We start from the raw sequence: 20,481 nt of genomic DNA, 5'->3' as shown, positions 1-20,481 counted from the left end.
GACTTTTGTTATGGAAAAGATAACCTCCCACAACGAAACACTATTGAACTCCAATAGTGACATGGACAAAAGAGATCTCAGACGAAGAGACTTTTTAAAATATGCAGGAGCCAGCGCAGCGACATTAGCCATACTCGGTATGTCGAGCTGTAAAAAAGACCACGACGATGGTATGGATAACGGCGGCAAGGGCATGTATTTTGGCAGCGGCGACATTGCTATCCTAAATTATGCCTATGCACTTGAACAACTTGAAGCCGCATTCTACATCCAGTTAGTCAATAATCCTTATAGCGGTATGACGGATATGGAAAAATCTTTTTTCACCGATATCCGTGATCATGAAATTGCACACCGTGAGTTTTTCAAAGTGGCCTTGGGTGCAAAAGCCATTTCAAGTCTCGAATTTAACCTAGCTGGCGTCAATTTCAGTAGCCGTGAAACAGTACTGGCAACAGCAAAAACATTTGAAGACCTTGGTGTTTCGGCCTACAATGGTGCTGGTTGGCTAATCAAAGATGTCAATTATTTACTATTGGCAGGTAAGATTGTTTCCGTTGAAGCACGACATGCTGCTTGGGTCAGGGATATGATCGACAACGGCAGTTTTGCCAATCAAGAAGTAGTGGATTCAAATGGTCTTGATCTCGCAAAGAGTCCAAGCGTGGTGCTTAGTGCCGCTGCACCATTTATTAAGTCCAAGATTGATGTTAGTGATCTACCAACCTATTAATTCACCCAAAATCTGATTATCATGAATCTCTTAAACGTTTTTGAACAAATAAATGCTGTAGATCCTGAATTCAGCGATCGCATCAGCCCTCGCCGTGAAGCAATCAAAAGTTTGGCTTCCATGAGTAAAAAAGTAACCTTGGCTGCCCTGCCCTTTATGATAGGTGAACTCTTTAAAAAAGCCTACGGTGCCACTGCGCCCACAGATGTAAATGGAGTACTCAACTATGCCTTGACATTGGAATATCTCGAAGCAGAATATTATACAATGGGTGTTGCCAAAGCAGGTCTTATCCCCACAGGTAAACCACTTGGTGCGATAACCACCATTCGTGACCATGAAGTTGCACATGTGAATTTTCTTAAACAGGTACTGGGAAGTAAAGCTGTTTCAAAACCAACCTTTGATTTTACTGCTGGTGGCACTTTTGGCAATGTTTTCAGTGACTATGACACATTTTTAGCTGTCGCACAAGCATTTGAAGATACTGGTGTAAGAGCTTATAAAGGCCAGGCGGGAATTTTACTTGGCAATCGCGTTGTACTGACTGCTGCGCTGCAGATCCATTCGGTTGAGGCAAGACATGCCTCCCATATCCGTCAAATGCGCCGTGCCCGCGGAGGTGGAGCCGCCAATCAAAAACCTTGGATTACGGGAGGCAATGACAGTGGTATAGGAGCAGTTGTCGATCCGGTATATGCAGGCGAAAATAATGTGACACAAGCGGGAGTGGATATTACGACTTTGCCAGGCGCCTCGGGGAAAATTTCGACCAATGCGGCAACCCAGTCATTCGACGAACCTCTAACTGCAGAAGCTGTACTTAATATTGCAGGTTTATTTATAAAATCCTAACAAAAGACGTAGTTTACCTGTTTTTAGCATGTCCTGATCGGTTTATCCCATCAGGGCATTTTTTTTATATACTCCCCATCACACATAATGCACTGAGCGTTGGCGCATCTTTTCCGCCTTCATCTTCCAGTGTAATGGCAAAAGCCTGAGCTTGGGGAATATCGAGCATCTTACTTGCCGTGTCTCCTTTTGAGTCCAATGGAAAAACACCTGCATTAACAGGTTTACCGTCAACCATTGCCCACAACTGATATTGCTTTCCTTTAGGTGCAACAGGCATATGTTCAATACTCAGATAAACTGCCTTTGATGTCTGATCCCAAAATACCAAAGCACGGTAATCGGGTTTACTTTCTACGCCCTTAAGAGGGATTGTTTTGATCGCTGGGTTTTGAACGAGTGCCCATTTGTTCTGTAATGTCGCTACTTTTTCTTGTTCAGCATCAAGTAAGGACGTCGTCTGATTTAACTTATTTGCTGTATCCTGTTTGCGTTGATATAAGAAAATATTAGCACCAATACTAACAGCTAACAATAGACTCGCTGCAACCATCCACGTATACGACCGAGCACCGAGCGTTTTCTTGTCGGCACCGATAGCAATTACTTCGCTATGGCCTGTCGAAGCGGGCGCGAGTACTTCGTTGACTTCCTGATCTTCGCTTGGCACAAGATTTTCCGCTATGAGTTTATTCCATATATCTTGTTTGAACTGCATAGGCATCTCCATCGCTTGGCTATCAGCCAACTCTTCGAGTGCAATTTCTGCTTCGATGATGGCTTGTTCCACTTCGACATTATTTTTTCGAATACAATTCAAGATGCTCACTTCCTCTTCAGAAGCCAGCCCCAAAACGTACGATTCAATAATCCCCGACGATATGTATGCTCTAATATCCAAAATTAACGATACTCCTTTAGTAATTGTTGTAACTGTATAAATGCCGCTCTGGTACGAGTTTTTACCGTTCCCAGCGGGACATCAAGTTGTTCAGCTATTTCTTGTTGTGTATATCCTTCATAGTAGGCCATCTCAATCAAGATACGCCATTCAGGCTTCAATTTATCTAAAATATTTCTGAATCCAATAAAATCTGCTTTCGTATGTAGTTCGTCCTGACTTTGATCTTGTTCTTCCTCCCTATTTACGATATTTGAAAGCGGTTGGTTTTTCTGTTCGTTTACGATCGCTTTTGATTTTCGATGATCGAGGGCTGTATTACGGGCAATGTTGATCATCCAGGTATAAAGACGGCCTTTTTCGGCATCGAAAACATCGATGTGTCTCCAAATTTTGACAAATACGTCTTGTATGACTTCTTCCGCATGCTCAGTTGAAGCCACTATACGACAAACCACACCAAAGAGCGCATTGGCATAGTGATCGTAAAGATAACTAAAAGCCTGCTGATTCTTCTTTTTCAACAAAAGAATCAATGTTTCTTCAGAAAGGTTGTGTAATGGACTCAAATTTCACGTTTATAATGATCTAAAGATGGATATTAAAAATCAGAAAAAAAAGCAACTAAAATAAAATAAGTTAAAGTACCTATAAAAAAGGTTAAAATACCTACTATACCATAGCATATATGCGGATGGCACTTGTTATTCGTGTTTTTACATTGTTCAATTCCTGTTTTGGGTTATTTAATTCTACTAGTTGTCCAATTAGAACGGATCAATTTAACTTAATTAGGCCAGATAATCAGCTTGTAGTTTTCATTTTCGGCTAACCTGGTATACACAGTTAGATTTACTAAAATTCATCTAATAGCTTAATTTACAAGAAGAATTACCCTTGGAAATTGGATTTATCAACAGCATATCACATGTTGCCAGATAAAATTCATCAATTAGCTGGATAATCAAATCATCTCTTTCGTTATTAATAGCTAGTCCCACCCAATTTTTTGAGGGAAGATATTTACTTCGGGTCCATTGAACAGGCTGTTCTATTTGTTTTTCTGAACGCAACCATTCTAATCCACTATCATTGAAATATATCTTTTCATTTGACAAATCCATCACGATGAAAGGTCTTTTCTTAAAATAGAAAATGCTTATATCAAGATCTGCAATTACATTCATTCGAATATGTTTTTTGAGATGCATATATGCATTTATACGGGTTAGTGTTGACATCTATTTATCTTATTGGCTATAATAAAATCGTCATAAATTTCCATGAACATTCAAAGCAGGCGAAGTGTTCATCAGACGAGAATCAAAGATATTCGAACCAGCGGTCTAAGTGGGGGTATATTTTGTTCTAATAGGTGGAAAAAAATGTTAATGTAAGTTGAAAATACGACGGATAAAACCACTAATTTACCAAGCGAAAGGATATGTGTTAGTTTGCCGCCTTACAGGTTTCGGCGAATCGTAAAATGCCTGCACGGATTGTAAATACCACCATTGAACCAATGTTGCAATGGTTTAAATTTGATAAACAACAAAAGATATGCGAAAAGACAGTAAAAGCAGGTCATTTATTAAAAAAATTCTAGGCTTAATTAGTCTTATCCTTATGGTGACAAATAGTAAAGCACAGCAAATCACGCACTACTTTCCAAGCGGAAAAGATAAGGCAAAGACAATCAGTGGACAGTATGGTGATAATAGCGGAATTTGTCTTTTTGAAGATGGCAAATTTCTGTTATATGGTTATGCTACATCTGTTTTCGGGTCCTATATTTTTGAAAAAGATTACCTGCTTTTCTATCCGGATGAAGCCCCTTTATTTCAACTGTATGGGCGTCACAATGCTAACTTCAAAGACAGTACTCGTTTCAATTTGGCAGGTTTTGAAGGCGGGAAAACTTATGTACAATTTGATAATGACAGCACACATCGGGTTTTCAATGACAAGGCAAACTGTTTCAGCCCCCCTTTTGTTCATCAGGAATCCAAACCGGTTCAATCGCTTAAGTTTATTGTACAAAGTCAGTATATGGAAGATGATAGCACTTATCAAGTCTTTCAGTATACCAATGCAGGAAAATTCAATGATTTTATAGCTGCTTATAACAAACCCCAACGTGCGCGTCAAAATTTTAGTGCTTATCTATATTTAGCTGAAGGTAATAAATTAGCGATCAGGCTTTCCAATTATGGTGGAGAAAGAGGTTTTTTAAGAGAAAATCAAGACGGTTCAAATCAAGAGCATTGGAACGAAATATTGGCCATGAGGAAGGATTATGATCAGTCAAACTATACCGACCCCACAGAAATATTTAGCAATGCACATTACACAATATTTTACCCTGACCTCGAACAGTACATTTTAGATCCTGTCACCAAAAGATATATCAGCAAGTTTGCATCAGACAATGAAGCATTTTTTGCGGGAAATCCTGAGCAAGACGATCGGTATTTAAATAAGTACATCCGGCAGGGTCTGTCCTTTCTGCAAGATGAAAGATTCGATAAATCAAAACTAGCTAAGACCAGCTTATTCTTTACGAGCTGTGACGAACCTGAAAAATCATATCATTATGAAAATGGATCACAGCAATAATCGCTCAAAAGCCACAGCAATGATTCAAATAGGATTTTAGCACTAATAAGAGTAACAAACAGTGGCATAAACGGCAATTAATACTAGCGTGACCTCTTAAATATGGCTTAATTTTGGTAGTAATAACCGGATAACATATACACTAGTTTTATTTCGGCAAAGATGATGAATTATATAACGATTATTATTGGACTGGGAATTTGCTCACTGGCAAGTTGTGCAACTCAAAAGGAAAGTATTGCAAATAGAAAAGAGACAGAAAGTGTATCCTTAGCTGAGGGACAAAGAATATCATTGCGAGAATATCCGATCAAGATCAAATTTAAAGGTATTTCAGAAGATAGCCGTTGCCCTGAAGGCGTCAACTGTATTTGGTCTGGAGTTGCGGTAGCAGAAATTGAGATCGCAGAAAAAGCAACCGAACCCACGATTATAAAGCTCGCTACAATAGATTTACAGGATAGAGGCTATCAAAGAACTGCCAATACCAACGGATATACCATTTCATTACAAGATATCGCCCCTTATCCGAACAAGGAACAAGGGACACAAACGCTACGGGGTAACTACAAAATCTCTGTTATCGTACAAAAAACTGTAAAATAAGCCCTTAGCAGTTTGCTAGCAATCGTCCTATGGCAATAGTCATTGAAGAATGACTCAATTTTTTAAAATACCAATACATATATTTTAATTATATGCTTGGATACTTATTGGTTCATTCCTTGAAAAATAATACCTTTGCCAAAACCTCATTTATGAAAAAGTTTTTTAAATTTATTAAGATCACATTTTTTTCTATACTGGCCATTATTGGGCTATTATTCCTCTATTTTTTCATTTCCAATCGGATATTTATAGGAAATACCAATGCGGAAAATATAGCGTATCTCAAGCTCCATAAAACGGAGATTAAGGATCGTATTGTAGATTCTCTATTCGACAATAGCTTCTATAATTCGGATATTTTTTTACTTGGGGAAATTCATGGCTACGCAGACAATCAAAAGTTGGACAAAGAGCTGCTATTCTATTTGAACAAAAAACTCGGTGTTAAATATTACATTGCTGAGATGGATAGTACAAATGCCAATAAACTAAACAGCTTTTTATCCAAGCCCCTAAAAGATAACGCCCTACTGAAAGATGTGGTTAGCTCCATTCGCAAACGTATTCCGCAACAGTCTAGTTTAGAGCTATATCAAAAATGGGGTGAAATTTATGATTATAACCGCACCCTTGCCGATTCGGCAAAAATCACTGTTATTGGCATAGACAAAAGCTTTACAGCGGATAAATCTGACGTGTCCAGGGATTCAGCTATGCTATTAAATTTGGAAAATTATATTAAAAATCGTCATATTGATGGTCAAAAACTATATGGATTATTTGGTTTCTTTCATGTTTTACAAAAAGGAAAGGATGCAACCAACGATCCTTTTGCTACACGCCTGAAAAATAAAGGATATAAGGTCTCTAGCTTTGTTAGTTATACCATTGCTAGTGAAATGTATCTCCCAAAGCATCCTCAATTTCCAACCCCTGCAGATGAAAAAGTAGATTGGGTAAATGCAGATGGCCCACTTATGCTCGTGAAAGGCATTCAGGATCTAAAAGAATTAAGTCGACCAAATAGTATATCATTGTTTAAACTCAATGCAGCACATTCACCCTATGCTACTTCTCAAAATTTAATAACTGTAAAATCACGGCTTTTTGGCGAGAATATCATACCCGCTGAGAAGACTCATACAACTGATTTTTTTCAATATGTATTTTTGTTGCGAAATTCAAAGGCCTTAACAAAACTTGATTAGGACAGCAAGCATTTCATCGAAAAATCGGGTAAACAGGCCGTCTGTAGATCATGTGATCAAAGAGACAAGCATCCTAATGAAAAATATTCCATTCATAAACAGGATGATCCGTATTTAAAAGAAGGAATCTAGCTTATCGACTTGCAAGATATCACTTTGGTTTATATATTTGCGACATCATAAGAAATCCTAATGCGGAAGTGGCGTAATTGGTAGCCGCACCAGACTTAGGATCTGGCGCCGCGAGGCGTGGGGGTTCGAGTCCCTTCTTCCGCACAAAAAAACTCCCGAGCTCATAAGTTCGGGAGTTTTTTTTTAGAAATTAGTTCTTAGCTACACGATTTAAACCGACCAGTCAAATGGTTTTGTACAAGGATCACATTCAAATTTTAAAACCTTGCCTAGACTTTTGGCTTTTTTCCCTTTTTTCACAAATACATACGCTAAATCTACATATTCTTCCACTTCCACTCCGCTTTCGTCTCTACCTTTTACGATAACAGAATAATATTTCCCATCAGGATATTGCTTGAAAAATACTTCGTTTACAGTAATCTTTTTCGGTGCTTGATTGTCGCAGCAGCTACACCATAAAATAACAATGGGTTCTTTCTTAAGATATGCAACTGCGGTTTCCGCTTGTTTTTGTGTTAGGGCCTGGAGTTGGTCTGCTTTTGAGAATAAGGCTGTGCATAACAACAAAAGAAGAAAAACGGTCTTTTTCATACAAATAGTTTTAAGTTTAAAAGAATTCATCAGCAAAGACTATGCCTGTAGATGCACGAAAAATAACAGCAGCTTTCCTTAGGAATGAAATAGTCGGTTATTTCTTCGCTAATTCTGGGCAGCGTATTGGATTTACCCTAACAGAAAGGCCTTATAAATTAACAACTTAAAAAACCTGTTCTCAAGATACAAACGGTGTCCCTAATAGATGGCGTTAGTATCTTGAGAACAAATTAATATTTTATTTTTCCCAAACCAATGCACTTGCGCCAAGAATAGCAGCATCAGCTTCTTCCAATTCACTAAAGACAAGTTTCACTTTATTCCTAAACAAAGGAAAAAGATTTCTTTCCATGTGCAGCTTCGCAGGTTTTAAGATAAAATCACCGGCTTTAATTACCCCACCAAATAGGAGAATTGCTTCAGGAGATGAAAACATCACAAAATTGGCCAGGGCCTCACCCAGCTTCTGTCCCGTATATCTAAATACTTCGATGGCAATCGCATCCCCTTTCAAAGCACATTCATGAACAGTCTTCGAATTTATAGCATCTTCTGGATACTGATTTAACATCGACTCAGGAAATTCAGCTCTCATTTTCTTTGCCGTGATCGTTATTCCTGTCGCGGATGCATAAGCTTCTAAACTTCCTTCAGAACCTGTGCTCCAATGCTTCCTTCCTCCAGGTTTAACAATGGTATGGCCTAATTCTCCAGCAAATCCGTCATGACCATAGATAAGCTTTCCGCCGGCGACGATACCGCTGCCGACACCTGTCCCTAGGGTAATCATAATAAAATCTTTCATTCCCCGCGCTGCACCAAAAAGCATTTCACCATAGGCTGCAGCATTGGCATCGTTGGTTATGGTACAGGGAATGTTAAACTTAGCGGTCATTAAATCACTGAATCGAATGACACCCTTCCAAGGAAGATTTGGCGCATGGTCTATGGTTCCAGTATAATAATTCGCATCCGGAGCACCAACGCCAATTCCATCAAAGCTATCTTTACCTCCAAAATTTTCAATTAAAGGAGATGCTTTTTCATACAACGCATCGATAAAATCCTCTACTGTCTCATAATCATCTGTTTTTATGCTTCCCTTTTCAAGTACTTCACCGCGATGATTGACCACGCCAAATTTCGTATTGGTCCCTCCGATATCTATTCCCACCGCTACGCGTCTTGATAAATCTATTAACGACATTTCTATTTCTTGTTTCTTAGTTCTAAAATTACTAAAAGATAATATTTTATGAGCAGTCGACAAAATCTTCTTGCCATTTTATATCTGTAGGGAACGCTATTTATGATCACGAGCAATCCGATCAAAGTTGGATGTGTCCGGCATCGCTACTTTATTTTACCGCCTACGCACAACAAATTACCAAAGGCGGCATAGTTTTAGCACGTTAAGAATAGTTTAGGCCCTATATTTATATTTTTTAGTACAACAATAAATTTATGAATAAAATATTACGATTTTTTGATCTACACCAAGGTGAAGAAAAAAAGGAAGCTGTTCTGGAAAATGTTGTCAGCAATATTTCTTTTCGCGGAGCTAATGCCTGGATTCTAGCCTGCGCGATTGTAGTGACGTCTGTTGGATTGAACGTAAATTCTACTGCCGTCATTATAGGAGCCATGCTGATATCTCCGTTAATGGGGCCAATAGTAGGAGCTGGATTTGCCTTAGGGACTTTTGACTTTCCGTTATTAAAAAAATCGTTAAAAAATCTACTGATCGCCACATTGATCAGTTTAGTCGTGTCGTTTATCTATTTTCTTTTAAGTCCCTTCAAAGAGGCACAATCTGAATTACTAGCACGCACATCACCCAATATTTACGATGTCATGATTGCAATCTTCGGTGGTCTGGTCGGTGTCATTGCTATTACAAGAGTGGATAAGGGCAATCCAATTCCCGGAGTAGCAATTTTGCAACAGCCCTGATGCCTCCGCTCTGTACCGCGGGCTATGGGCTCGCAATAGGCAATTTCAGCTATTTCGCCGGCGCATTATTCCTATATATAATAAACTGTGTTTTTATCTGCATTTCGACCTTTGTGATTGTCAAATATTTACGGTACCCCAAAACACATTATGTCGATCAGCAACGGGAAAAAAGAATTACGCAAAGTATTACCATCATCACAATTATACTTGTATTGCCGAGCGTATATTTTGCCTACAATCTACTGCAAGAAAAAAAATACACAAACAAAGTAAATCAGTTCGTTCAACAGGAATTGAGCAATAAAGGTTATACGGTTATTTATGAAAAACTGGAGATGAATGGTAATCCAAAGAAATTAGAACTGGCTTTCTTATCAAAAAAATTCAGCAAAAAAGAAGTTGAGTCTCTACAACACAGCATGGAAACATTTGGGATTACCAATACCTCGCTGGTTATTCATCAGGACAGTTTAGACCTAAAATCGAGTATTCTTAGCGAAATCGATAGGCGTACCGCTGCTGTAAGTGAAAAAGACCTTACCATAAGAGCTCTCAATAATGAACTTACCAAATACCAATTGGCCAATCCACAGCTCGATCGGGATATCTTGGTATTGTTCCCCGAACTAAGCTCCTATAGCATTGGTATACAACAGCATTACAGCAAAAAGGATAGCTTAGCCAACCTTGTCGCATTTATTTATTCTACCAAAACTCCGCTACCTCAAACACAACAGGAAAAGCTACAACAATGGCTACAAAATCATTTTCCTAAAGATAGTGTGGAAATTATACGTAAATAGACTTGAGTCAGCTCGTTCTATGCCGACGATCCGTCGGTTTAAACAAGCTCTTTCTTCACTTCCTGAAATCCACTACCTTTTAAGACAATTAGCCGTACAACACTTATATCCGCCTTTCTTTCACAATCGACTAGTTTTCCGGAGACAAGTTTTGAACTATTTTTACTACTTGCGGTCGCCGTGCTTATTTATGGAATCATTCTTTGGTGGACCTGGCGGAGTCGTTAGCTTTTGATAATCCCTACTGTTTTAGAAGAGCTGCATCTCTTATAAAGATTTCAACCCTGCTCCGATCTTTCTCATTTAATTTAACATAACCTTTTACAATAACAGGATTCTCTTTTAACCACACTTTATTGTTGTCGCTCAGCGTAACCTCCACCATTGGTGGAATACCATTTTGTCCGCAAAACATACATTGCTGCACTGGCAAAACCGACAAAAGGAACCTATTATGGCGAAGACCGGCCTTTAACGGTACCATATAGCCTTGTAACTCTACACTTGTTCCATCCAGTTTCACCAGCTTACTCGGAAAATAGGGGGTGTAAACCGTCTTGCCATTAACCTTGTTAACTTTATAGAGCATAGTGTCAAAGGTTTTCCAAACCTCATTCATCAAAGGCTTATGATCGACCAAATGTTGTGATTCCGTTACCCCTTGAGAAAAGACTGGATTAGTTTTACTTCCTGCAATAACAAACAAAAAAACTAGAATAAATTGCTTAAACATAACGTATTAAAGATTTGTCTATCAAATATAGTTAAAAAACACAAAAGCAACCATATTGCATTTACTGTTTTTTAACTATATTTATAACACGAATAGCGCTATGAAATGACAACTCCATTTGACAATAGGCAACAGGTATAATCAGCACGATTTGATAAAAATTAATATATGAACACATTATTAAAAAAAGATGCGGCATCCAATCCGGAAGATTTAGGAGACCAACACATGATGACTTCAATGGATACTCCCTTACGCTCCGATGCATTTGATCGAACAGACGAAGAAAAAATCAACAAGATATCTCAACTTTTTAAGGGCATTATGTATGAACTTGGCCTCGACCTCCAAGATGACAGTCTGAGCGGAACGCCCTATCGTGTAGCAAAAATGTATATCAACGAATTGTTTTATGGCCTTAATCCGGTTAACAAGCCCAAGCTGTCCACCTTCGAAAATCGCTATGGCTACAATAAGCTATTGATAGAAAAAGACATACGGGTAAATTCAGCCTGTGAACACCATTTTTTACCAATCGTAGGGCGGGCACATATAGGCTATATCCCCAAAGACCGCGTAATAGGACTATCAAAAATAAACCGCATTGTAGACTATTATGCGCATCGCCCACAGGTGCAGGAACGTCTTACTTTACAGATTTACAATGAGCTCAGATGTACCTTAGCAACAGATGATATTATTGTTGTGATTGATGCCGATCATCTCTGTGTCTCCGCTCGGGGTGTCAAAGACACTAGCAGCAGTACAACAACACTGGAATACAGCGGTATATTCTTATCAGAAAGTAAACGAAACGAATTTTTCAATTTATTGAAATAAGATCTGCCTTTCCCCAACTTTCGTTGGGATAATAACAGAAGCAGATTAAATGTATAATCATCGCAAATGAATACAGCTCATGCTCGTCCAGTAACCATTTTAACTGGCTTTTTAGGTGCAGGAAAGACGACTTTTCTAAATGCCCTAATGAAATCCTATCCGAAAAAACGTTTTGCTATCATTGAAAATGAGATAGGACAACTAAATATAGATAGCTCCTTGCTCAATGAAAACTATGGACAACTGGTAGCACTCCAAGAGGGATGTCTCTGTTGTACGCTGAACGATGAACTTTACACCGCACTCGAATCGCTCTATCAAAAACAGGACAGCTTTGATGAACTCGTTATTGAATGTACAGGTCTTGCTATACCCGATGCTATAACAGAACCCTTTACAATGCATCCAATGTTTAAGAACTACTTCCCATTAAAAAAAATTATTTGTTTGGTTGATGCTGCACTTATTGAAGATCAGATCAAGGAAAGGGATGAAGTGTTACGGCAAATCACGGCCGCCGACGTCATTATCATCAACAAAACGGAAGCGGTACATTCAGCATATTTGAGCTATTTAAGCAACTACTTAGCACATGTAAACCCACTTGCGAAAACTCTCCAGTCAACAGTAACGGAGGGATTTCCTTTCGAAATAATTGAAGGAATAAAGTACACAAAAAAAATAGAAGCTTTTTCTTTTCTGAAGAATGTTAATCTAAGCAGTTCAATGATACTTGGCAAATCAAGTCTGACAAAACAACATCTGAGTGATATTGCAACGCGCGTCTATACTTTTGCTGAAGAATTTAATTTCGTAAACCTTTTTCTCGGCTTGAGCAAACTTGTCGGCAAGTATCCAAACAAAATTTACCGAATGAAGGGAATTGGTTATAAAAAAGATGAAGAAAATAAAATCATTATACAGACAGTCGGTTCACGTGTCGATATGGACTACGGTAACAAGTGGAAACAGGATGAAAGAAAAATGAATACACTGGTATTTATTGGAAAAGAGCTGGATAGTCTCTCCATACAAGATCTCCTGATACGTATGTTGACCATCAAAGCGAAGCAATAAACGATTTATAGAAACAATTGTCTACGTAAAAAGACCTCTCGGACACAAATCCAAGAGGTCTTTCCATGGCTAATTATCCTTGTTTTTTGTTTTATTTAATAAGCCAAATAATGTCATTTTGGGTATCTGATCCATTAAACTGACGTTGCAAAGCTTCTTTCAAGTAAGTTTCGTTGGTACTGTATTCGGTCTTAGGGTATGCCCACCGTTTCGGTATCTGGTTATTATTGGCATTCGAAGGTCCTATATCAAAAACTGGCACTCCTGTCCGGCGCTGCTCAAAAAACGCCTGTTTTCCTGAGTTTTCAAAAAATGCCACATACTTTTGTGTTAAGATCTGCTTTAACCCTTCCGCATTGTTCCCTTTGTAAGGATTTGCCTGTAAGAATAAATTGATCTTGTCTTGAGAAACTCCGTAGAACAGCATCGACTGACTTATCCCCGACTGAAATCTTACCGCAGCATCTCCGCTAGCCCAACCGCGATTGATACCTTCTGCCAGGGCAAATTGCACTTCGGAGGCACCAAGTTGAATAGACGGAACCCCAGACGGCGAAGCGAGCCAATAATCGAAATTGATCATAGACAGCTGTCCATCCGCCGCTTGTTTTAGCAAGGTACTCTGTAGGTCGCCTGTTTTCCCTCCATTGTATGCGTCGAAAGGGCGCGCAGGATCAGAAGGCAACGCCGAAGCCGGTAGTGCCTGAATCGATAATCTTGGATCCTGTAAAGTCTTTAAAATATTCAGATAGGTTGCTCCCAATGTGTTTCGCACATCCTTTTTTATAATCACACCGTCTGTTGGCCACAGCGGATAGGTGTTAATATTATTGTAAAGGAGTTGAAAATTATCCCGATTTTCAAGAATCAGTGGGTATTTGGTTGGATTCGCCAAAACTTCAGCAAAGCGTTCCTTCACCCGCAATGCGGGACTATCATCGGCACGTTTGCTGAGGCTAATTAAAACACGTAGCTTAAATGAGTTGACCAGTTTCTGCCACTGCTCAGGCTTGCCATTGTAAAAGAAATCGCCATCTAATGTATTGCCTTTTTCTTTGAGATTTGCCAGTTCATTATTCGCCTCCTCAAGCCAGCTAAGCACTTGCTGGTATACCTCCAACTGGGTATTGTATTTGGGCGCAAAATTGCCCGCTGATTCACCTTGCAGAGCCTCTGTCAATGGAATATCACCAAACATTTCCGTCGTTCGGGCAAAGAAATAAGCCTTGAAAAATTTGGCCATGGTCATATAAGCAGCACTCAATTCAGGAGTTTTTGCAGCTTCGATTTCCATACGGTACACATCACGCAATATACCATAGGGCGTTTCGAAAGAGCCTGTAGTCCATCCATAAGGCTGCCCCGCATAATAGGCCTCATTTTGTGTCATGTACTGATTATGTCGATGATCTTCACTCCATGGCGCATCATAAGAACGCATGAGTATTCCCGTAAACAAAAGTTTTGGAGCAGGATTATATACAGCCGCAGGGTCTTTTTGTAGATCCGTTATCTTTTTACAGGAACTGAAAGAGCACCCGAACAGGAGAAGAATGAGAGTGGATTTAAAGTACTTCATTTTTAAAAATTTTGACTAAGGTTTTAGAAGGTTGCATTAAGATTTAGACCAAAGCTCTTTACTGATGGTGTCTGGTAGTCTGAGCTAGCACTGGTGAATTGGTCCAAATCCATATTTTGGGTACCTTTTCCAGTGAAATACAGCAAATTCCTACCGACCACTGAAACACTTGCACTGCGGAAGAATCTGGAATTTTTCAGCAAATTGGCAGGTACGTTATAACTGAAAACGATCTCCCGCAATTTGACAAAGGTTCGGCTTTTGGCCGTAATTGGTCCCGACTGATAGTAATTAGTGGCCCAATTTTGCCACAACACAGAAATATCATTTGGGGCAAATTCTCTTGTATCGGAGATTATCTTACCATCCTGATCTGTATTGAGCTGCCCCTTGACTATTTTTAACCCATTGGTCATGACAGTTCCTTTATAATCTTTGACATCCCTATTTTCCCAGTCCTTTAGACGATATTCATTCGCTGATTCGGGATGTGTTCCTGATCCCCATTGTTTGGCATCCTGCACATTTTTTATTAAACCACCAAAGCGGCCATCCACAAGAAAACTAAAACTGAAATCACGGTATCGGAAACTATTGCTGATACTGGCCGTAAATTTATTATCGCTATAACCTATTCTGCTCACATAAGGATTGTAAGCTGGTAAACCGTTTGTACCCACAATTGGCATTCCTTTTTCATCACGCTGAAAATCATTCACGTAATATCCGTCCCATCGCTCACCAACACGAACATTCCCAGAACGCGTTTGATGCCCATCGATGTCATGTAGCCAGGCATGATTTGTTGATGCATTGACCATTACATTCCAGCTAAAATCTTTCTGTTGAATCAAAGTCCCATCGATACTCAGCTCGATACCTTTACGCAATAAAGTCAACCCATTGGTTTGTCTGGCTCTTACACCCGAAGTAACCGACGTAGCCAATTCAATAATCCTGGGACCTTCCAGGTTTCTAAAAAATGCAAAATCGAAACCCAGACGGTTGTTAAATAAACGAGTTTCCAAACCTATTTCCGCCGTCTTCACACGCTCTGCCACGAGATCCGGGTTAGGTAATACATCAGTATATGTTACGCCGGTCATTGAATTGGCCCAACGACCATAATTACTGTATGCCGGCAAAAGTTTATAAATATCGTACTGGGCCGATTCATTGACGAAATCACTCGCAACGTTAGCATATGCTCCACGGATTTTTAATGCGGAAATAACCTTGGGCAAAGTGACCATCTGTGAAATCACAGCGCTTAGTGAAGCCGATGGATAGAAGTAGGTGTTATTCTTTACCGGCATCGTCGAAGATTTATCAAATCGCCCCGTTAGATTTAAGAATAACATACTTTTATAGTTTACATCCATGAATCCATAAACACTTCCGACCTGACGCAGGGCACGATCGTTAGTAGACACCGTGGGCATGATCGAATTGCTTAAGTCATAAACACCGGGCACAGTCAATCCACGATCTGTACGTGCAAACAGCGATTTGACACTGACGGTTCTTAAATTACCAAATACTGAGCCTGAGAAGCCTATGTCCTCGGCGATACGGTTTTGGTATTTTAAGGAGACCTCTGTATTATTTTCCCAAAAAGTATCATAGGTTTCCTGATAACCTCCAACACGGCTTCCACCGATATTATAATTATATAAGTTGGCCGAAATTGGAATTTTAATCGTTCTATTCCTATTCCAGGTACTAGCACTTGTACGTGCATTTAATGACAATTGATCATTAAGCTTGTAATTAGCCGACACGTAACCGTAGATATCATCCTTATCATAAGTCCTCAAATTTTCATAAGCCGTCATCCAAGGATTGTCATAAATGGTGTATTCACGATTGTACTGCTGTACATTTTCTTTCCCAGGCTGCCAATAGTTGCGAAGATCATCAATATCATAATCTGCCGCTCCCCACAATGTAAGAATGTAGATAGGACTATTTGGTCCATAAGCAATATTTGGATAATTTGGTGAATACTGCTTATTGTAATTTATGCTCGCATCGAAACGGAGCTTACTACCAGCGTTAATGCCTCCGGTAAGATTTATATTGGTGCTTCCTAATTTCGTGTTAGGCGTAGTTCCCCGTTGAAACATCTGAGACGCAGATAAGCGTAGATCACCATGATCATTTTTGGTCGATATAGCAATATTGTTTGTACTCAAAAGACCATTCTGAAGAAATTTCTTCAAATTATCTTTTCCTCTGGCCTCCCAAGGTAAGGGAATAAGCTGTCCTGTTTTTGGATCTATCGGGCTGTTATATTGCGGAATAAGCTGTCCTTCAAATCGGGGTCCCCAAATATTGTAATCGTTGTCATTGATTCCACCCCCACGACCATCTTTAAAAGCATATTGATAATTTGAACCCGGGCCATATTCGGTTTGAATTTTTGGTATCGCATTATACCCCGTCTGCAATTGTGTACTTGAGTTAAATTCAACCTGGAAACCTTTATCCTGTGATTTTGCTCGTTTTGTCGTTATCACAATCGCTCCATTTTGACCTCTGTTCCCATATAATGCCGCAGCATTTGCCCCTTTTAAGACAGAATAGGATTCGATATCATCCGGACTAAGATTCCATGAATCGGTATTAATCGGCATGCCATCGACCACAATAAGGATATTGCTCCGACCACGTAACGTGATACCCGGGTCTCCAAATAAGTTTGTACTCGGTGTAATTGTTAAGCCAGACACGCGTCCAGCTAAACCAGAAATAGCATTTGGCTCCCGAGCTTTAACCATGTCTTTGCCTTTTATTTCCTGCACTGAATAGCCAATAGCTTGCTTTTCTTTTTTGATACCAAGCGCAGTTACAACCACCTCATTGAGGGATTGTTGGTTCGGTATAAGCGAAATAACGGATGAAGGTTGATTACCAACAATGAAAACCTTGGGAAGATACCCCATGTAGCCAATTCTTAGCGTATCACCGATATGTGCATCGATCACAAACTTACCGGAATGATCCGATGAAACAAGCTTAGCTAAATGAGAATTACGAATTGTTGCGCCATGAATAGCGCCTTGACTCAATGAATCGACCAGTCTCCCCTGGAACGATCGGGTCTGGCTAAACCCCTGTGTAGCCAGCATGGCCAATGACAATGTTAGGCCAGTAACTTTAGGTGAAATTGAATAGGATAGTTTGAACATAATCGCTTACTTATAGATGAAAATGTAAGCAATATTAAACATCGTTTATTAATACTAAACTAAATTCATATTAAGTTTAGTATTTCCATATTAAGTTTAGTATTTCTTTTTGTCCTAAAATAGCTTAGCTAAGTCAGATAGCGGAGCGTTCAACAACACATCAAAGGACGTTCTTTAAAAAGCATATCCATGTTATTCGTTAGCAAACGAATAACATGCTACTCTACCCGATTAGTTTAATAAAATGACAGATAATGATCAAATTTACTTGCTGCTGAATTAGAATTTTCCGTCATTTGTGTAAATGATTTTTTTAGCTTAAAAAAAATCACCGCTAATTATTGACATGGCTGCTACAAATCGAATTACCCGGAGCAAATAACATAAGCTATTTTGCCCGTAATTTGTGCGTACTCCCAGATTAAATTATTGAAAATCATACAACATTAAAACAACAATGAAAAAATTAACACTCGCCCTAATTTTCTTGGCTGGAGTTTACACACAGCATGCGGAAGCACAGACAGCAGGTACAGGATCCGACAAAGGACTTGATCTGAGCTTAATGGACAAATCTGTACGTCCACAGGATGACTTTTACAACTACGTAAGCGGGACCTGGATGAAAACGGCTAAAATTCCTTCTGACAAACCCACTTGGGGAAGCTTCAATAAATTGGCAGAAGATACGGACAACAATTCGATGAAAATTCTGAACTCACTTTTAAAAGATAAATTTCCTGAAGGAAGTGAGGGCAAAAAAATACAGGACCTGTATGCTTCTTACATGAACTTACAGAAAAGAAATGCAGACGGTATTAAGCCGATTCAGGGAAATTTAAACAAAATCGACGCGATTAAAAACCTAAAAGATCTTCAGAATTATTTAACTTCCGTAACGAAAGAAGGTGAGAATAATTTCTATGGCTGGGGGGTCTACGCTGATTTAAAAGATTCCAAAATGAACGCGGTCTACTTAGGAGATGCCTCCTTAGGACTAGGAAGAGATTATTATCAAAAAGAAAATGAAAAAAATACCGAAGCTATTGCCGAGTATCAAAAATATGTAGCTTCCATGTTAACCGAATTAGGCTATAAAAATGCTGATGCTGCCGCAAAAGGAATCGTTGACTACGAAAAAAGCATTGCGAAGACCTACTTGACCAATGAACAAAGCCGTGATAATACGTTACAGTACAATCCACAGACTATGGCAGAGTTAACCGCCTTGGTTAAAAATGTAAATCTACCTGAGTACCTTAAAAAAGTAGGTGTCAATACAGAAAAAGTAATCATTGGGGAATTAGGTTATTACAAGAACTTCGATAAATTGGTCAGTGCACAAAACCTTCCTGTTATTAAAGATTACTTAAAATTCCATATGATCAACGGTAGTGCCTCTTATTTAAGCGAAAAATTAGGAGACATGCGATTTGCTTTTTATGGTAAGTATTTAAGAGGTCAACAAGAACAAAGAGCATTAAATAAAAGAGGATTTGAACTGATCAATTCCACATTAGGTGAAGCTTTCGGAAAATTATATGTCGAAAAATATTTTCCAGCTGAGGCTAAAGCACAAATGGTCGAATTGATCGACTATTTAAAGAAAAGTTTTGCAGTGCATATCAACGATTTGAGCTGGATGTCTTCGGCTACAAAAGGAAAAGCGCTTGAAAAACTAAACAAATTCACTGTAAAAGTTGCCTATCCGGACAAATGGAAAGATTATTCTAAATTGAATATTCTATCTGAAAATAAAGGCGGTAATCTGTATGCTAACCTCCAAAATATCACCACATGGCGATATGAAAAGGATCTGGCTAAAATTGGTAAGGCTGTTGACAAATCAGAATGGGGAATGACTCCACAAACAGTAAATGCCTATTACAATCCCGTAAACAATGAGATCGTGTTTCCGGCCGCTATTCTTCAACCGCCATTTTTCAACCCACAAGCCGACGCTGCTGTCAATTTCGGTGGTATAGGTGCCGTAATTGGCCACGAAATGAGCCACGGATTTGACGATTCGGGCGCACAATTTGATGCGGACGGAAACTTGGTAGACTGGTGGACACCAGAAGATAAAGCCAATTTTGAAAAAGCAACAAAAACACTCGCAGCTCAATACGATAAATATGAACCTGTAAAAGGCACTTTCGTCAACGGAACATTTACAAACGGTGAAAATATCGCGGATTTAGGAGGTGTAAACATTGCTTACGATGCACTTCAACTATATTTAAAAGATAAGGGAAACCCAGGTGAAATAAGTGGATACACGCAAGATCAACGTTTTTTCCTAAGCTGGGCAACTGTGTGGAGAACCCTATCCAGTGAAAAATATATGGTCAACCAAGTTAAAACTGATCCACACTCTCCAGGATATTTCAGAAGTTTTGGTCCATTGATCAATGTTGACGCTTTTTATAAAGCTTTTGATGTTAAACAAGGAGATAAACTGTATAAATCACCAGAAGAGAGAATCAAAATCTGGTAAGAGGCATTCTACAGGAGCTGTCTCAACAAAGCAGCTCCTGTAATTTTGTTTAATCCAGTATCTATTTCTTTTGTGCACCAACCAACCAACCAACCAACCAACCAACCAACCAACCAACCAACCAACCAACCAACCAACCAACCAAACAACCAAA

18 protein-coding genes, 1 tRNA gene and 1 pseudogene are annotated in these 20,481 nt (G+C 39.1%); 12 read left to right on the top strand and 8 right to left on the bottom strand.

Going from position 1 to position 20,481, the window contains the following annotated elements; all coding sequences use genetic code 11:
• The first annotated feature begins 10 nt into the window (after positions 1-10).
• Both HS960_RS00095 and HS960_RS00090 read left to right on the top strand, forming a co-directional pair.
• Positions 11-733 (top strand): ferritin-like domain-containing protein, encoded by a 723-nt coding sequence (locus HS960_RS00095; protein WP_075993770.1) that lies wholly within the window; start codon positions 11-13, stop codon positions 731-733.
• 21 nt (positions 734-754) lie between these two features.
• Complete coding sequence (locus HS960_RS00090) at positions 755-1,588, top strand: ferritin-like domain-containing protein (RefSeq protein WP_075993771.1); 834 nt, start codon at positions 755-757, stop codon at positions 1,586-1,588.
• 64 nt (positions 1,589-1,652) lie between these two features.
• Here HS960_RS00090 and HS960_RS00085 read toward each other — a convergent pair whose 3' ends face one another.
• The 3 genes from HS960_RS00085 to HS960_RS00075 form a co-directional block, all read right to left on the bottom strand.
• Positions 1,653-2,489 carry an anti-sigma factor gene (locus HS960_RS00085; RefSeq protein WP_182330924.1) on the bottom strand — a complete coding sequence of 279 codons (837 nt, stop codon included), beginning with the start codon at positions 2,487-2,489 and terminating at the stop codon, positions 1,653-1,655.
• A gap of 2 nt (positions 2,490-2,491) precedes the next feature.
• Positions 2,492-3,058, bottom strand: a complete 567-nt coding sequence (locus HS960_RS00080) for an RNA polymerase sigma factor (RefSeq protein ID WP_075993773.1) — start codon at positions 3,056-3,058, stop codon at positions 2,492-2,494.
• A 297-nt stretch (positions 3,059-3,355) separates the two neighbouring features.
• Positions 3,356-3,676, bottom strand: a complete 321-nt coding sequence (locus tag HS960_RS00075) for a hypothetical protein (protein WP_182330923.1) — start codon at positions 3,674-3,676, stop codon at positions 3,356-3,358.
• 439 nt (positions 3,677-4,115) lie between these two features.
• Here HS960_RS00075 and HS960_RS00070 point away from each other — a divergent pair, with 439 nt between their 5' ends.
• The 4 genes from HS960_RS00070 to HS960_RS00055 all read left to right on the top strand — a co-directional run bounded on the left by HS960_RS00070 (position 4,116) and on the right by HS960_RS00055 (position 7,198).
• Positions 4,116-5,105, top strand: coding sequence for a preprotein translocase subunit SecD (locus HS960_RS00070; RefSeq protein WP_182330922.1), 990 nt, complete (start codon positions 4,116-4,118; stop codon positions 5,103-5,105).
• 162 nt (positions 5,106-5,267) lie between these two features.
• Positions 5,268-5,711, top strand: a complete 444-nt coding sequence (locus tag HS960_RS00065) for a hypothetical protein (RefSeq protein ID WP_182330921.1) — start codon at positions 5,268-5,270, stop codon at positions 5,709-5,711.
• A 152-nt stretch (positions 5,712-5,863) separates the two neighbouring features.
• On the top strand, positions 5,864-6,922 hold the full coding sequence (locus tag HS960_RS00060; RefSeq protein ID WP_182330920.1) for a hypothetical protein: 1,059 nt from the start codon (positions 5,864-5,866) through the stop codon (positions 6,920-6,922).
• 194 nt (positions 6,923-7,116) lie between these two features.
• Positions 7,117-7,198, top strand: a tRNA-Leu gene (locus HS960_RS00055).
• A 66-nt stretch (positions 7,199-7,264) separates the two neighbouring features.
• Here the strand turns inward: HS960_RS00055 and HS960_RS00050 are convergent.
• Together HS960_RS00050 and HS960_RS00045 are read right to left on the bottom strand one after the other, a co-directional pair.
• Entirely contained in the window at positions 7,265-7,648 is a 384-nt protein-coding gene (locus HS960_RS00050; RefSeq protein WP_145330466.1) for a hypothetical protein, read from the bottom strand.
• A 241-nt stretch (positions 7,649-7,889) separates the two neighbouring features.
• On the bottom strand, positions 7,890-8,858 hold the full coding sequence (locus HS960_RS00045; protein ID WP_182330919.1) for an ROK family protein: 969 nt from the start codon (positions 8,856-8,858) through the stop codon (positions 7,890-7,892).
• Positions 8,859-9,115: 257 nt separating this feature from the next.
• Between HS960_RS00045 and HS960_RS26965 the strand changes: the two genes are divergently transcribed.
• The 3 genes and pseudogenes from HS960_RS26965 (at position 9,116) to HS960_RS26835 (ending at position 10,410) form a co-directional block, all read left to right on the top strand.
• Positions 9,116-9,604, top strand: coding sequence for a DUF389 domain-containing protein (locus HS960_RS26965; protein WP_262889712.1), 489 nt, complete (start codon positions 9,116-9,118; stop codon positions 9,602-9,604).
• Positions 9,604-9,654, top strand: a pseudogene (locus tag HS960_RS27075) (hypothetical protein); the annotation flags it as partial. The gene HS960_RS26965 and the pseudogene HS960_RS27075, both read left to right, overlap by 1 nt.
• 63 nt (positions 9,655-9,717) lie before the next feature.
• Positions 9,718-10,410, top strand: a complete 693-nt coding sequence (locus tag HS960_RS26835) for a hypothetical protein (protein ID WP_228280358.1) — start codon at positions 9,718-9,720, stop codon at positions 10,408-10,410.
• Between the two features lie 241 nt (positions 10,411-10,651).
• Here the strand turns inward: HS960_RS26835 and HS960_RS00035 are convergent, their stop codons facing one another.
• Entirely contained in the window at positions 10,652-11,143 is a 492-nt protein-coding gene (locus HS960_RS00035; RefSeq protein ID WP_153846500.1) for a hypothetical protein, read from the bottom strand.
• Between the two features lie 168 nt (positions 11,144-11,311).
• On the opposite strand from HS960_RS00035, the gene folE reads away from it, so the two are divergent.
• Both folE and HS960_RS00025 read left to right on the top strand, forming a co-directional pair.
• Complete coding sequence (folE, locus tag HS960_RS00030) at positions 11,312-11,983, top strand: GTP cyclohydrolase I FolE (protein ID WP_153846501.1); 672 nt, start codon at positions 11,312-11,314, stop codon at positions 11,981-11,983.
• Positions 11,984-12,049: 66 nt separating this feature from the next.
• The gene (locus HS960_RS00025) at positions 12,050-13,060 is read left to right on the top strand and encodes a CobW family GTP-binding protein (RefSeq protein WP_153846502.1); all 1,011 of its coding nucleotides are present in this window, start codon (positions 12,050-12,052) and stop codon (positions 13,058-13,060) included.
• Between the two features lie 91 nt (positions 13,061-13,151).
• On the opposite strand, the gene HS960_RS00020 is transcribed toward HS960_RS00025, so the two are convergent.
• Both HS960_RS00020 and HS960_RS00015 read right to left on the bottom strand, forming a co-directional pair.
• Positions 13,152-14,639 (bottom strand): SusD/RagB family nutrient-binding outer membrane lipoprotein, encoded by a 1,488-nt coding sequence (locus HS960_RS00020; RefSeq protein WP_153846503.1) that lies wholly within the window; start codon positions 14,637-14,639, stop codon positions 13,152-13,154.
• Positions 14,640-14,662: 23 nt separating this feature from the next.
• Positions 14,663-17,830 (bottom strand): SusC/RagA family TonB-linked outer membrane protein, encoded by a 3,168-nt coding sequence (locus HS960_RS00015; RefSeq protein ID WP_182330918.1) that lies wholly within the window; start codon positions 17,828-17,830, stop codon positions 14,663-14,665.
• Between the two features lie 457 nt (positions 17,831-18,287).
• Here HS960_RS00015 and HS960_RS00010 point away from each other — a divergent pair, with 457 nt between their 5' ends.
• On the top strand, positions 18,288-20,327 hold the full coding sequence (locus tag HS960_RS00010) for a M13 family metallopeptidase (RefSeq protein ID WP_120336360.1): 2,040 nt from the start codon (positions 18,288-18,290) through the stop codon (positions 20,325-20,327).
• Positions 20,328-20,481 lie beyond the last annotated feature (154 nt).

This window comes from Sphingobacterium paramultivorum (genome assembly GCF_014109745.1).
GTDB classification, from domain to species: Bacteria; Bacteroidota; Bacteroidia; order Sphingobacteriales; family Sphingobacteriaceae; genus Sphingobacterium; species Sphingobacterium paramultivorum.
This window is presented reverse-complemented; position numbering and strand designations above follow the sequence as displayed.